Source organism: Staphylococcus piscifermentans, assembly GCF_900186985.1.
Taxonomy (GTDB): domain Bacteria; phylum Bacillota; class Bacilli; order Staphylococcales; family Staphylococcaceae; genus Staphylococcus; species Staphylococcus piscifermentans.
Map to the genome: position 1 here is coordinate 686,947 of NZ_LT906447.1, position 14,970 is coordinate 701,916.

The window sequence follows — 14,970 nt, forward strand, 5'->3', positions numbered from 1 at the left end:
CGAAAAATACCTCTTGAGCAGATAAATACAATATTTTTAAGATTTGGCATGATATAATAATGAAAATATACATCAAGAGGTGAACATCATGATAAACAATCCATTTGATTCGCCGAAAGTCATGAAACGTGACTTTGGGTTAATTCCACTGTATTTTCTACTGCTTAACGTCGGCCAAGTTATCGTACTCGGTGTTGGGCTTATTGTCATAGAAACTTTCCACATGAAAATTCCGCATAACAGTAATGCAATTGCGAGCGGCTTTGGTGACATTATTAGTTTTTCGTTGTTGTTTTATATTTTTTATAAAATGCACCAATCTTACATTATTCCGATTGTCCTTGAAAGGATTAAGCAAGCGAAGGCCTATATCTGGCTCGTTATTATTACTTATATAGTCTACTTGATTATAGATCATGCTTATTCCTATGCTTTGCAATTTTTGCCGAAACACTATCAATTTGAAGAATCTCAAAATCAATCTCTGATTATTCAACAATTCGACACACCGTGGTTATGGCCTGTACTCTTTTTAACTACTGGCATACTGGGACCGATTGCCGAAGAATTAATCTTTCGTCATGTATTGATACATGAACTGGGTAAGAAGATTACTTATATCGGGGCAGCTGTTTTATCGACACTATTCTTTGCAGTATTACACCTGCATGCAGGATCGTCGCCTTTTGAATTTATTCCTTATTTGTATGGCGGTTTCTTTTTAGTATTTGTCTATTTGAAATCAGGTAAAAATTTAGCAGTCTCCTGTATGTTGCATATTCTCAATAATAGTGTAATTACATTATCCATTATTTATCAACAACTGTTTCAATAAACTGATATGCTCTAAATTGTCATATTTTTCAAAAACCAAATATGTTAAATTGAATAGGAAAGGGAATAGTAAGGTATTGTGTACATACACTTTTTCCAACGTATTAGAAAAGGGGCAGAAGATATGGCTATTTTAGAATTAAAGGATGTCTGCTATGAAGTGGACAAGCGTATGATTATTGATCATATCGATTTAACAGTTAAAGATGGAGAGAAAATTGCCGTCGTAGGTCCATCAGGCAGTGGTAAAAGTACGCTTTTCCACTTATTGAATAATTTAATCAGTCCTACAGGCGGCAAGTTGTTTTATAAGGGCAAACCTTATAAGGATTTCCAACCTGAAGCGTTACGGCGACAAATCAGTTATATGCCGCAATCTACAGAGTTATTTGATTCGACAATTGGTGAAAATCTGGCATTTCCAGCATTAGCACGTAATGATAAATTTGATTCAGCACGTGCGAAGAAATTGCTCTCAAGTTTCGGATTAGGTGATTATAAGCTGGATACCAATGTTGAATTTTTATCAGGCGGAGAACGCCAACGTATTTGTCTGGCGCGCCAATTAATGTACATACCCGATATTTTGTTGCTTGACGAAGCAACGAGTGCGCTAGATGCCGACAATACAAAGAAAGCTGAGGAGGCAATTTTTGGCTTAGCTAAAGATGAAGGTGTTTCTGTCATGTGGATTACACATAGCTATGATCAAAGCATGTCTCACTTTGACCGTCGTATTGATATTGTGGACGGCAAGATCAATAAAGATAAAAAGGGGGACATTGACGTATGAGTACGACAGCTTTATGTATATCAGCAATGCTCCTGATTATACCAATCGCAATTTCAATTAAAGAGAAGTTGAATATTGCTAAAGATTTAATTATTGCATCTGTAAGAGCCGTGGTGCAATTAGTGATTCTCGGTTTTATTCTGCATTTTATTTTTAATTTGAATTCACCATGGATATTGATTTTATTTGTCTTGGTGATTATCGTCAATGCATCTTGGAATACCATCAGCCGTGCTTCTAAAGTGATGCACAATGTATTTTGGATTTCCTTTGTTTCTATTTTTATCGGTACAGCATTGCCTTTAATTGTTATCGTGGCAGCAGGTGCTATTAAATTTACCGGTAATGAATTGATTCCGATTGCTGGGATGTTAGCGAACAATGGTTTAATCGCGATTAACTTGGCATATCAGAACTTAGACCGTTCCTTTGTGCGCGAATACGGCACGATTGAATGCAAACTTTCGCTTGGTGCTTCACCGAAATTGGCTTCGAAATCAGCGGTTCGTGAAAGTATTAAAATGGCGATTGTTCCGACGATTGATTCAGTGAAAACATATGGCTTAGTTTCTATACCAGGGATGATGACAGGTTTGATTATCAGTGGAGTGGATCCGCTTCAAGCCATCAAATTCCAATTATTAGTAGTATTCATCCATACGACAGCAACGATTATGTCGGCACTTATCGCTACTTATTTAAGTTATAAACAATTCTTTAATCATCGCGATCAACTTATCGGCAGCACACTCGATGCTGATAATGCATAACTGATATTCTATTCTGGAAGAAGCTGAGACATAATTATGTCCCAGCCTCTTTGCTTTTTATAAAAAAGAATTAGAGTGGAAGTCTTACATTCTATGTGAATTTCAATTATAATGGATAGGTTGAATTTACAAATTAATTTTATTCGAAAGGAGTGGCAGAGTATGTCTTTCATGCGTATCGTGACCTTTATTATCAGCGTGTTTATTGTCGGCATGGTGGAAATGATGGTTGCTGGGATTATGAATCTAATGAGCCATGATTTGCATGTGTCGGAAGCGTGGATTGGTCAGTTGGTGACACTTTATGCAGTAACCTTTGCAGTGTGCGGACCGATTTTGGTTAAGATAACGAATCGCTTTAATGCGAAGTCGGTATTGTTGTGGACAATTGTAGCGTTTGTCATTGGTAATGCACTCATTGTCATTTCACCGAACTTTGCTGTCTTGATTATCGGGCGTATTATTTCATCAGCAGCAGCGGCCTTGATTATTGTTAAAGTATTGGCTTTGACTGCTATGTTGACGGCACCGGAACATCGCGGCAAGATGATCGGGATTGTCTATTCTGGTTTCAGCGGCGCGAATGTGTTAGGGGTGCCGATTGGAACGATGCTCGGCGGTTGGCTCGGTTGGCGTGCAACCTTCGTATTTATCATCGTTATCAGTGTGTTGGCTGCTTTATTGATGGTGCGTTATCTGCCGACTGCCTCAGAACTCGCTTATGTATCAGATGGGCAAGGCAATGGTCAAACACCGCAGTCGAAAATTATTAATCGCACAGAAGTCATTAAATATTTAACGATTACCTTCTTATTGCTGACAGCTAACTCAATTACGTTCGTCTATATCAATCCATTAATGTTGTCTAACGGACACGATTTGAAATTCGTTTCCTTCGTCTTATTGATTAATGGAATTGCTGGAACGCTTGGTACCTCAATGGGAGGCTTCTTGGCTGATAAATGGTCCAGTAAGACTTGGCTGCTGACAGCCACGTTGACCTTTGCCATCGCCTTGGCCGTCATCAATTGGTTCTTATCCGCTTCCTGGATGCTTATCCTCATTATCTTTGTATGGAATGTCATGCAATGGAGTACCAACCCTGCTGTCCAAAGTGGTATTATTGAACACGTGCAAGGGGACGCCAGCCAAGTCCTCAGTTGGAATATGTCCAGCTTGAATGCAGGTATCGCAGCAGGCGGAATGCTCGGCGGCCTGATTGTGTCGCATATCGGTATTAATGCTGTAACTTACAGCTCAAGTCTGCTCGGTTTTATTATCGTCATCATTATTCTCTTCTTGAAAAAAGTCCGGCATACACCGGCGGAGAGTTCCATAACATCTAAAAGCGCCTAATCCTAGAGATTGAGCGCTTTTTTTATGTCTATTTTATTTATAGGTGAATAGTTATTTGAAAATGTAGGGCGAAGCATCATATGGAGTATATGGCTTCCAACTGCACTCTCCGCTTCTAATAAATTTGCCTACGGTTTCTTGCATCTCATTTTCCAGTTCGAACGTTTCTCCATCAGCAGGTGCACCATGTGCTGATAAAATATCGAGATGCCCGAGCCAGAAAATGACATCAAGAATATGGTAGGGCGATTTGAAATCTTTAGATGCGGGATTAGACCAATCAAAGCGATATAGCCATTTATTTGAACCTGAATAGTGATTCAACCAATCGAGCAAGGGTTGTTTAAAATAATACTCTGTAATTGCTGCGGCTTGTCCGTCATGCTTTTTAATGTTGAACAGTTGTGTATCAATATTGATATCATTGAATTCTGCAACTTCTATAAAACGTTTAGGCTTAAGTTTATGAAATCTGCCGCGGATATAAATATCGCCTTCGCTAGCCGTATAGCCCGCTAAGACAGGTTTGTCACCAAGAATGCTTTCTGACATCGTGTCAGGGGTGAAAATAGGACGATAGAAAAGTTGAAGTCCCTTCGAAGGTTTGCGTTCTTCCAAATCTTTATCCATTATTTTCATCATTTGTGGTGTCGTTAAAGTTTCAAATGATTGATTATATTGCAACATTGTCATCATTTTGAAAAGATAGGCGTTGACTCTGCTGTTTTCAATTGAATCAAAATTGAGGGTGCCGCTGCTTAAAATAACTTTATGGAAAAGGTGTTCGGCTTCATTGAGATGCATTAAAGCTTGAATACTCATCGCACCCGCAGATTGCCCCATTAAAGTGACATTATCTTTATCGCCGTCAAAATCTGGGATAAAGTATTGTACCCATTTAAGTACAGCAAGCTGATCAGAAAGCCCACAATTCATATCATAATCTTCGTTAAGTAAGTGCCAGTTTGTAAAACCTAATGCGCCAAGACGATAATTGAATGTAATTACAATAGCATGTGCAGTTTTAGCAAGGTGTTGCGGTTGATATAACTCAGCAGACCCATGACCATTTAGGAAGCCGCCGCCATAAAACCAGATGATGACAGGAAGTGGTTTGTCGCTGTCTGTATGCTGAGGTTTCCAAACATTTAAATAAAGACAGTCTTCGCTTTGTTCGAAATCTTGGTCATGTGTAGAAAAGAAAGTTTCAAGTTTATTGTAAGGTTGAAGAGGAATGGGGCCGAATGAAGTTGCATCTAAGTTGTTGTTATCCCAATGTGTTTTCAACGCTGCATGTTTGAAGCGGTACGTATCGATTGGCGGTTCGGCATAAGGAATACCGTAATATACTTCTAATTGATTATCCACTTGTCCTGTAATCGTGCCGGCTTTAGTTTCTCGTGTAATTGTCTCCATCTGCATTGCCCCTTTCAATTTTAAATATAGAGGAGCTGTGCGGTTGATGCAAATACTTGTAAAAAAAGAGGGTGAGATGGGAAAAGTGTATAGGCTGAGAGGGCGAGCCTCGACACTTTGGGCAGAAACTGTATAGGCTGAGAATGCGAGCCTCGACACTTTGGGCAGAAACTGTATAGGCTGAGAATGCGCGCCTATACACTTAGGGCAGAAACTGTATAGGCGGGAAACGTGCGCCTCGACACTTAGGGCGGAAACTGTATAGGCGGGAAACGTGCGCCTCTACACTTAGGGCAGAAACTGTATAGGCGGGAAACGTGCGCCTATACACTTTAGCTCTAACCCTAGAAAAAAGAAGAAGCGAGACATTATTTCTGTCTCACTCCTTCTAAAATACTGCTTTATTTAGTTTGCGTTGTATCATTATCAGCAGTCTGATCTGATTCATTATCCAAACGTTCTGTCATATCTTTGTTCATTTTAGTATTAATGCGTTTGGCACGTCTGAAATAAATACTTTCAAAGTAGCTGGTTGTACCAAGTTTATAGAATACTAAAGCCACGATTGTAATCACAAGGAAGTCATATGGATAATGAATTAAATTGATACCGTTGAATTCTTTACTGCCGATAAATGAAAGTAGTGCAAGAATTAAGAGATAAATGATAATCCATAAACTGCCGCCGATTTGTTTTTTCGTATTCTTCCAATTCATTTTATATTCATAGAAGAAATAAATCGGCAAGCCTAAAATAATAATTAAAATGACTTCTGCAGTCGTCGGCCACATTGCCCAATAAATAGCTAGTGAAGCAAGGACAAATGACAGTGGCGCCATGACTTTCAAAAGATTAGCTCTGAAAGGACGATGCATACTCGGTGCCATTTTTCTAAGAGCAATAACAGTCGTCGGACCTGTTAAGTATGCTACCAGTGTCGCTGTTGAAATAACGCTGGCCAATGTTCCCCATGAGCGGAAGATTGAAACCATGACCATACTGATAATCGCGTTAAAGATAATAGCCACACGCGGAATGTTATAGGTTTCATTGATTTTACCTAAGAATTTCGGAATATGGCCATTTTTTTCCATCGCGCGCAAGACACGACCAGTGACGGCTACGAAGGAAACACCTGTACCAAATGGAGAAACGACTGCTTCGATATACAAGAGAATAGCTAACCAGTTCAAGTTTAACAGAATCGCCATATCTGCGAATGGAGAGTTGAATTGAATACCATTCCATCCGTGTTTGGCCAGCATTCCTTCAGGCATAGAACCTATGAAGATCACTTGCAAGACTACGTACAAAGTTGCAGCTAAAGTTAAGCTGATGACAATGCCTCGTCCGATATTTTTTTCAGGACGTTGAATTTCAGAACCCATATTAATAATCGTTTGGAAAGCATTGAATGAAAAGATGATACCTGAAGTTGTGGTAGCCGCAAAGATCGGTGCACTGCCATATGGCATGAAACTATTCAAACTATGTCCGTAGTTGCCAGGGTGAAATCCTGAAACTGCTAATAATATGATAGTTAAAGTCGGAACACCTAATTTGAAAAATGAAATCAGGCTTGTGAAAGAAGTTAATAATTTCACTGACCAGTAATTGAGTAGAGAGAAGATAATGATGATGACAAAAACAGCGAATAATCCAATTGTGCTGATTGTACCATTATGCATTAATTTTCCCATGAATTTCGCCCAATCCCAAGGCCATGAACTCATATATTGGACTGCTGATACAGCTTCAATCGGGATGATCGTAACGAGTGAAACCCAGTTAGCCCATGAAGCAATAAATCCGAGTAAAGACCCATGCGTATATTGAGCGTAGTTGCTCATGCCGCCTGATTGCGGAAACATGGTGCCGATTTCTATATAGTTATAGGCAATTGTTCCTATGACTATAAAGCCGATAATCCAAGAAATGATTGCTGCCGGACCTGCGACAGATGAAGCTTCCCAAGCACCGAAGAGCCAGCCTGAACCAATAAGCGATCCAAGTCCCAGCAAAATAAGTTGGGAAAGATTTATTTTACTACTATGATTATTTTCCATCGAAAGTCTCCTAATATTTGCGAACATACAGTAATTTCTACATGCTGCGTTGTATAATTTTAAAAAGTGACACGCGATTTTTGGATTTCATGAATGCATGATAAGATATTATACAAGTTAGACCTTTCAAGTCAAATTGAGTTGAATAGGCGGAATTTATTAATTAATATGTATGAATATACTCTATATAATACGATAATGAATATTAGGCCCTTGTTTATGAGAGGGTTCGAAGTATTGCGTTCATTAAAGTAGAGAAGGATAAACTAGGTAATTTAAATATACATTTTTGAAAAGGAAAATTGATTAGACTTGGTGTTATTTTGAGTAGCTATGAAGCAAGAAACGGCAAGCGATTGCACTTATAAAAGGAGAACTTTCAAAAGAAATTTTAAAAGTTTCAATATAAACATTAAGTGTAATTTAAAAACGACGAAAAATGATATAATGTCTACATTGTGTGGTATATTACAATTGTACAAAACATGAAAAGGAGAATGGAGATGACTGAAAAACGAACAAATCCTAAGGCGGATGCATTTTTCCAAAGGGCGGGAGAATGGAAAGCTGAATATGAAGCATTAAGAAAAATTATTATGGAGCAGCCAGACTTAGTCGAGGATTACAAATGGATGAAACCTTGTTATACATACGAAGGTCATAATGTCGTGTTGATTCATGGCTTTAAAAATTATTGTGCATTGCTTTTTCATAAAGGAGCACTCTTATCGGATCCTAATCAAAAATTAGTACAACAAACTAAGAATGTGCAAGCTGCACGTCAGTTGCGTTTTACTTCCGTAGCGCAAATTATAGAAGAAGCGGACATGATTCGTGATTACGTTAAAGAAGCTGTTGCTGTGGAGCAATCTGGCAGAAAAGTAGAAATGAAAACGACGGACCAATACGATATGCCTGAAGAATTGAAAGAAGCATTGGAAGCGGATAAAGCGTTGGATGAAGCGTTTCATAATTTAACGCCAGGGCGCCAACGTCAATATATGTATACAATCGGGCAAGCGAAACGTGCTTCTACGCGACAAAATCGTGTGGATAAATATATTCCTTTAATTTTAAAAGGTAAGGGCTTGAATGATTAAGTAAGAAAAAACCGCTGCGGCGGTTTTTTTCTTCATAAAATCCGAACATTACTCAAGAAACACACTTTAATTATTATTTCTCCTTCTATCTCTCATGAGAACGTTTGCACTCGCATGTTCACACAATTCACACAAGTGGTACCTCATTAATTGTCAAAACTCTGAATAAGTACATTTTAAATGCAGTTTTCATTGATTATCCGTCATTTATCGTATTTTATATGCTATAATTAGAGAGTAATCTACTGAAAGAGTAGGACACATGTACATCAAAGATTATATTGAAAGTTTAAATAGACAACAGCGTAATAGTTGTTGTTGTGTCATAGCGATTTGAGAAAAGTGAACTCCTTTGGTAAGTGAGTTTGTTTTGTCGATAGTCTAACAAGAGTCATTTGCGACTTTGTTCTGGAGCTTACCCGTAAGTTAATGAAACATTGAGGCAAATGCTTTTTTTATTGTGTAGGGAAGAGAAGCAATACTGTGCGTTTCCATTCTGTATATGCAAGTTACATTCAATAAATCTATATCATTACATCGAAACGCGCTCTATCCGCGCGCTGCCCCGAATTACTATTCATCCCACATTAAAAGGCGCTCTTCTCGCCACTCAGCTCTCCAAAGGTTTCTTTTCCCAAATCAGCTGTTCTTATCTTTGAATTGAATTTAATAGAGAAAGGAATTAAATGCATGCTTAGTATTAAAAATTTAACTAAGGTTTATTCTGGCGGCAAGAAGGCCGTGGATGATATTTCGTTGGACGTGCAATCGGGTGAGTTTGTCGCGTTTATCGGCACGAGCGGCAGTGGTAAGACGACTGCGCTGCGTATGATCAACCGAATGATTGAGGCGACGAGCGGTCAGATTACGATTGACGGCAAGGATGTCAGAAAGATGAATGCGGTGGAATTGCGTCGCAGTATCGGCTATGTGATTCAACAGATTGGTTTGATGCCGCATATGACGATTAAGGAAAATATTGTATTGGTACCGAAATTATTGAAATGGTCTCAAGAGAAGAAGGATCAAAAGGCGCGTGAATTGATTAAGTTAGTGGATTTGCCTGAAGAATATTTGGACCGTTATCCGTCTGAATTATCTGGCGGGCAACAACAACGGATTGGTGTGGTACGTGCTTTGGCAGCGGAACAAGATATCATCTTGATGGATGAGCCGTTTGGTGCCTTGGACCCGATTACGCGTGATACATTGCAGGATTTAGTGAAAGAGTTGCAACAAAAGTTAGGGAAAACGTTCATCTTTGTCACACACGATATGGACGAAGCCATCAAGTTGGCAGATAGAATTTGTATCATGTCGAAAGGTAAAGTCGTCCAATTTGATACACCGGACAATATCCTGCGCCATCCAGCGAATGATTTCGTACGCGATTTTATTGGTCAGAACCGCTTGATTCAAGATCGTCCGAATATGCGTACTGTACAAGATGCAATGATTACGCCAATTACGGTGGGAGCGAACGAATCCTTGAATACAGCCGTCGATATTATGCGTCGCCATCGTATTGACACCATTTTCGTCGTGAATAACCAAAACAAATTCCTCGGCTATTTAGATATTGAAGACATCAACCAAGGATTGCGTGCTGGCAAGGAATTGATAGATACTATGCAGCGTGATATTTACCGCGTGAACATCAATTCCAAATTGCAAGATTCCGTGCGTACCATTCTTAAGCGTAACGTCCGCAACGTCCCTGTTGTGAACGACAACGATACGCTGGTGGGTTTGATTACCCGTGCGAATCTGGTAGATATCGTCTACGACAGTATTTGGGGCGAAGGTGCAGAAGACGCGCAGTTCGCTGCTGAAAAGAAAGAAGCGGAAGAGTCGGATGGCCGTGAGAGAGCGGACGCATCTACTAAAGCAGCTGCGGTTGAAGATGCGGAGAACGCACCAGCTGAGGAACGGATGCGTCATGACCATAAGTCAGACTCAGGAGTTGAACGCTGATGAAAGCATTTTTAGAACAATATGGCGGTGAATTACTGCAGAAAACTGGCGAACACTTCTATATTTCTATTATTGCGCTGCTGATCGCCATTGTGATTGCAGTACCGCTCGGCATATTATTATCGAAAACGAAGAAACTCGCAGGTGTCGTCTTGACAATTGCAGGCGTGCTGCAAACGATTCCGACACTTGCTGTCTTAGCGATTATGATTCCGATTTTCGGTGTCGGCAAAACACCGGCTATTATTGCACTATTTATTTATGTGCTCCTGCCTATTTTGAATAATACGGTGTTAGGAGTGCAAAATATTAATCCGGAAATTCGACAAGCAGGCATCAGTATGGGCATGACGAAATTCCAATTGATGAAAGATGTGGAATTACCGTTAGCCTTGCCGTTAATACTCGGAGGCATCCGCTTATCTAGTGTGTATGTCATCAGCTGGGCTACTTTAGCCAGTTATGTCGGAGCAGGCGGTTTAGGTGACTTCGTCTTTAATGGATTGAATTTATACGACCCGTTGATGATTGTCAGTGCTGCGGTGCTCGTAACAGCTTTAGCATTAATTGTCGATTACTTATTGCGTGTAGTTGAAAAGTGGGCTGTTCCGAAAGGCTTGAAAATATCCAGATAAGGAGGACTTAGACATTTTATGAAGACAATCAAATACTATTTGTTGCTGATGGCGGCATGTCTGGTGGTCCTGTCTGGATGCAGCTTGCCTGGACTGGGGGACAGCCGTTCCAATGATGATGTGAAAATTACTGCCTTAGCAACCAGTGAATCTCAAATTATGTCCCATATGGTGCGTTTGATGATCGAACATGACACGCATGGCAAAACTAAACCCACACTGTTAAATAACATGGGCTCAAGTACGATTCAACATAATGCGTTGGTCAATGGCGATGCGAATATTTCAGGTGTCCGCTATACTGGCACAGATTTAGTCGGCGCTTTAAAAGAAGACCCGATTAAAAATCCGCAGAAAGCGTTAAAAGCGACGCAAGAAGGATTCCAACAGAAATTCCATCAGAAATTTTTCCCATCTTATGGATTTGATAATACTTATGCATTTATGGTGACGAAAGAAACTGCTGAGAAATATCATTTGGAAACCGTTTCCGATTTGAAAAAACACGAGAAAGAATTACGACTTGGCGTTGACAGTTCGTGGTTGAACCGTAAAGGTGATGGGTACCCAGGATTCAAGAAAGAATACGGTATCAGTTTTGATACTGTCCGCCCTATGCAAATCGGTTTAGTTTATGATGCATTGAATAATAAGAAATTAGATGTAGCGTTAGGTTACTCAACAGATGGGCGTATTGCCGCATATGACTTGAAGGTGTTGAAAGATGACAAACGCTTCTTCCCTCCATATGATGCAAGTCCAGTTGCGACCGATGCTTTATTGAAAAAACATCCAGAAATTAATCGTACTTTAGATAAAATGGCAGGTCAGATTTCAACGCAAGATATGCAGAAGTTGAATTATGAAGCGGATGGTAAAGGTAAAGAACCTGCTGTAGTAGCAGAAGAATTCTTGAAAAAACATCATTACTTTGATGATGGTAAGAAAGGCGGGCAAAAATAATGAAGGGCAATTTATTACAACAATTGATAGAGTATTATTCATTGAATGCCGGCTATCTCTGGAGTTTATTTTTCCAACATTTATTAATGTCAGTATATGGCGTAGTATTTGCGGCGATTGTCGGAATTCCGATAGGGATCTTGATTTCGCGCTTTGGACGCATGTCTAAATTAGTGATTACCATTGCGAATATTATTCAAACTGTGCCAGTAATTGCAATGTTGGCAATCTTAATGCTGGTGATGGGTCTTGGACCGACAACTGTAGTGGTAACAGTATTTTTATATGCTTTGCTGCCGATTATCCAAAATACTTATTCTGGAATTACCGGTGTGGACGCCAATATTAAAGATGCGGGCAAAGGTATGGGCATGACCAAAAATCAAGTCTTGCGTATGATAGAGTTGCCGCTCGCATTATCAGTCATCATCGGTGGATTGCGCATTGCTTTAGTCGTGGCGGTCGGTGTTGTAGCGGTCGGATCCTTTATTGGGGCGCCGACATTGGGCGATATCATCATTCGCGGAACGAATGCCACAGACGGCACGACATTTATCTTAGCAGGCGCTTTGCCGATTGCTTTAATTGCTGTCTTGATTGATGTACTCTTGAGATTATTAGAGAAACGTTTAGATCCTGTGAAAAAGAAAAAAGGACCGCAACCTCAAGGTATGGATATTTAAAGTAAGAGGAGTGATAGAACATGGCATGGATGCAAGTGAATTATAATTCTGAGGTATTAGGCAAGGAGCAGCGTTTTATGGCGATGTTGCCGGAGGATGCCTCTCAGTTTGATACGAATGAAACGCCTAAACAGTTGCCGGTGTTGTTGTTATTGCATGGTTTATCGAGTGATGAGACGTCGTATTTGAGGTTTACGAGTCTAGAACGTTATGCCAAGGATAATGGCATTGCGGTAATTATGCCGGCGGGTGACCACAGTGGTTATGCGAATATGGCTTATGGGCATAGTTATTATGATTATGTGCTGGAAGTGTTTGATTATGCGCTGCAAATTCTGCCATTATCGAAACGTCGCGAAGATCATTTTATCGCGGGGCACTCAATGGGCGGCTACGGTACAATCAAGTATGCGTTGACGCAAGGAGAACGTTTCAGTAAGGCGGCGCCGTTGTCTGCGGTGTTTGCACCTCAATTCTTAATGGAAATTGATTGGAATGATTTCTCTGGAAAAGCAATTTTAGGTGAAAAAGAAACTGCGACAGGAACAGAACTCGACCCTTATTATTTGGTGGATAAGGCTCTGGATGAGGATAAAGCAATTCCAGAACTATTGATTATGTGTGGAACGGAAGATGATTTATATCAAGATAATTTAAACTTCATTCAGTTCTTGGATGAAAAAAATATTCCGTATCAGTTTGTGGATGGTTCTGGTATACATGACTATGCGTATTGGGATAAAGCAATTAAATATGCCTTAGAGTGGTTTGCTGGCAATCCACATTCATAATATAGACACTGTCATGAATTAAATTTCATGGCAGTTTTTTTATGCAAAAAAAGACAAGATGAATTAATGGAAATTGCATCTTGTCTTTAATAAGATTCGTCTGGAATGAAAGAACGAATCACTGTTTTTAACATGTCATGAATATATTGGTCGGTGAGGGTTTCTGGTTTAATCAAGATGTTGAAATAGATAGGGGAGAATATTAAATCGATAAAGATATCTTGTTGATCTTCTGGAATGCGTTGGCTGGCGATGTCTCTTAATACCTGACGATAGGCATTGAAATAATCTTCCATAAAATGATTACGCAAGCTATTTTCTTCGTTTGTTAATAATATCTGAATGACTGCTTTACCGAGCGGACGGGTATAAATACGTGTCATTTTCAGCAGCATGGCATACAAATCATTGAAAAATTCTCCTTTAACCTCTGATATACCATGTACTTCATTTAAAAACATATCAATAATCATAGTGTCTTTATCTTTCCAACGACGGTAAATCGTTGCTTTGGAAATTTGTGTGTTTTCTGCGAGTTCATCGATGGTAATAGCTGAGTAAGGTTGTTGTTCTAACAATTGTCCTAACTCTTTGTAAATACGTAAATTGATTTTAGGATCTTTCGGTCTTCCCGCCATATTAATGACCTCTTTTCAGATGCGCAATTTTTTCTACAATTTCAAAGATAATAATAGCACTGATGAACCAAACGACAACGCCTACAAGGATACTTAAAATCCAATCATTGGTCCAAACCAGCATCAACCAAGTGGCTAAGATATTGAAGAGTACACCAGTCATACCGAAGACAGCACCGCTGCTGACGTGCGATGCCACTTTATCGCCGTATTGTACGCCTGCCATAATGAGAGAGATTAGAAATACTGCTGGGAATACTGCAAAGATTCCGCCGAATTCTTTCCATGGAATTAAGACAGACACAATGTAACTTAATGCGACTGACGTACCGCCTGCAAGAAATTTTACAAACAACATTTTCATTTTAATTATAACCTCCAATTAAATATGTTTAAGTGCCAAAATAATGCAAGATAAGATAAACCAACTGACTACTGAGAAGACAGCGCCACGTCTAAATCCGATTCTGCGAACTGCATAAGCTGTTATAGCCACACTAAGAATACAGCCGATAATGCCGATGACAGCACCTGAACTAAGATGGATAGATTGTTGAACTAGATTTTGACCGCGAAAATCTACAGCAAGTGTGACTAAGGCTGCTAAGTACACTGCGGGGAAGGTAGAAAAGATACCACCCAATTTACCTCCGAGTTTAGAAGCAATGACAGTTGCTAAAGCGACTGCTAACCCGCCGAAGACAAAACGAATGGCTAAACTTGCAAAAGAAATGCCAAACATAATTGATTATCATCCCAATCTTTAATAATTTATAAACGAAACGTATCGTTTACTATTAGTGTAATACCACATTATCAGAATGTAAACAGCTTTAACTTAAATAATAAGAGAAATTAAAAAATTATTTAAAATAAAACGCTTTCATTAAAAACATACTAAATTAAAGCGTTTTCTTACCTTTTTTTCACGTAAAAAAGCTGAGACAAAAT

General features: G+C 39.4%; 15 protein-coding genes. 10 read left to right on the forward strand and 5 right to left on the reverse strand.

Annotated elements, in window-relative coordinates:
• The first annotated feature begins 88 nt into the window (after positions 1-88).
• The 4 genes from CKV71_RS02805 (at position 89) to CKV71_RS02820 (ending at position 3,753) form a co-directional block, all read left to right on the forward strand.
• The gene (locus CKV71_RS02805) at positions 89-835 is read left to right on the forward strand and encodes a CPBP family intramembrane glutamic endopeptidase (RefSeq protein ID WP_095103603.1); all 747 of its coding nucleotides are present in this window, start codon (positions 89-91) and stop codon (positions 833-835) included.
• Positions 836-958: 123 nt separating this feature from the next.
• On the forward strand, positions 959-1,627 hold the full coding sequence (locus CKV71_RS02810) for an ABC transporter ATP-binding protein (protein WP_095103605.1): 669 nt from the start codon (positions 959-961) through the stop codon (positions 1,625-1,627).
• Complete coding sequence (locus CKV71_RS02815) at positions 1,624-2,397, forward strand: ABC transporter permease (protein WP_095103606.1); 774 nt, start codon at positions 1,624-1,626, stop codon at positions 2,395-2,397. The genes CKV71_RS02810 and CKV71_RS02815 overlap by 4 nt, the downstream gene beginning before the upstream one ends.
• Positions 2,398-2,559: 162 nt before the next feature.
• Positions 2,560-3,753: an MFS transporter gene (locus CKV71_RS02820; protein ID WP_095103607.1), complete on the forward strand. Its 1,194-nt coding sequence runs from the start codon at positions 2,560-2,562 to the stop codon at positions 3,751-3,753.
• Positions 3,754-3,804: 51 nt separating this feature from the next.
• Here CKV71_RS02820 and CKV71_RS02825 read toward each other — a convergent pair whose 3' ends face one another.
• Together CKV71_RS02825 and CKV71_RS02830 are read right to left on the reverse strand one after the other, a co-directional pair.
• Complete coding sequence (locus tag CKV71_RS02825; protein WP_095103608.1) at positions 3,805-5,169, reverse strand: carboxylesterase family protein; 1,365 nt, start codon at positions 5,167-5,169, stop codon at positions 3,805-3,807.
• A gap of 401 nt (positions 5,170-5,570) precedes the next feature.
• Positions 5,571-7,235 (reverse strand): APC family permease, encoded by a 1,665-nt coding sequence (locus tag CKV71_RS02830; protein WP_095103609.1) that lies wholly within the window; start codon positions 7,233-7,235, stop codon positions 5,571-5,573.
• A gap of 503 nt (positions 7,236-7,738) precedes the next feature.
• Here CKV71_RS02830 and CKV71_RS02835 point away from each other — a divergent pair.
• The 6 genes from CKV71_RS02835 (at position 7,739) to CKV71_RS02860 (ending at position 13,381) form a co-directional block, all read left to right on the forward strand.
• Complete coding sequence (locus tag CKV71_RS02835; RefSeq protein WP_095103610.1) at positions 7,739-8,335, forward strand: YdeI/OmpD-associated family protein; 597 nt, start codon at positions 7,739-7,741, stop codon at positions 8,333-8,335.
• A 690-nt stretch (positions 8,336-9,025) separates the two neighbouring features.
• Positions 9,026-10,309: a betaine/proline/choline family ABC transporter ATP-binding protein gene (locus CKV71_RS02840; protein ID WP_095103615.1), complete on the forward strand. Its 1,284-nt coding sequence runs from the start codon at positions 9,026-9,028 to the stop codon at positions 10,307-10,309.
• Positions 10,309-10,944 (forward strand): ABC transporter permease, encoded by a 636-nt coding sequence (locus CKV71_RS02845; protein WP_095103619.1) that lies wholly within the window; start codon positions 10,309-10,311, stop codon positions 10,942-10,944. Before CKV71_RS02840 ends, CKV71_RS02845 begins: the two co-directional genes overlap by 1 nt.
• Positions 10,945-10,962: 18 nt before the next feature.
• Entirely contained in the window at positions 10,963-11,907 is a 945-nt protein-coding gene (locus CKV71_RS02850; protein WP_095103623.1) for an osmoprotectant ABC transporter substrate-binding protein, read from the forward strand.
• Positions 11,907-12,590: an ABC transporter permease gene (locus tag CKV71_RS02855; protein WP_095103628.1), complete on the forward strand. Its 684-nt coding sequence runs from the start codon at positions 11,907-11,909 to the stop codon at positions 12,588-12,590. The genes CKV71_RS02850 and CKV71_RS02855 overlap by 1 nt, the downstream gene beginning before the upstream one ends.
• A 20-nt stretch (positions 12,591-12,610) precedes the next feature.
• The gene (locus CKV71_RS02860; RefSeq protein ID WP_095103631.1) at positions 12,611-13,381 is read left to right on the forward strand and encodes an alpha/beta hydrolase; all 771 of its coding nucleotides are present in this window, start codon (positions 12,611-12,613) and stop codon (positions 13,379-13,381) included.
• A gap of 86 nt (positions 13,382-13,467) precedes the next feature.
• Here CKV71_RS02860 and CKV71_RS02865 read toward each other — a convergent pair whose 3' ends face one another.
• Genes CKV71_RS02865 through CKV71_RS02875 form a run of 3 tightly spaced genes read right to left on the reverse strand, consistent with a single transcriptional unit; the run spans position 13,468 to position 14,761 of the window.
• Complete coding sequence (locus CKV71_RS02865; RefSeq protein WP_095103635.1) at positions 13,468-14,019, reverse strand: TetR/AcrR family transcriptional regulator; 552 nt, start codon at positions 14,017-14,019, stop codon at positions 13,468-13,470.
• A gap of 1 nt (position 14,020) precedes the next feature.
• Entirely contained in the window at positions 14,021-14,383 is a 363-nt protein-coding gene (locus CKV71_RS02870; RefSeq protein ID WP_095103636.1) for a DUF3147 family protein, read from the reverse strand.
• 18 nt (positions 14,384-14,401) lie between these two features.
• Positions 14,402-14,761, reverse strand: coding sequence for a DUF3147 family protein (locus CKV71_RS02875; protein ID WP_095103637.1), 360 nt, complete (start codon positions 14,759-14,761; stop codon positions 14,402-14,404).
• Positions 14,762-14,970 lie beyond the last annotated feature (209 nt).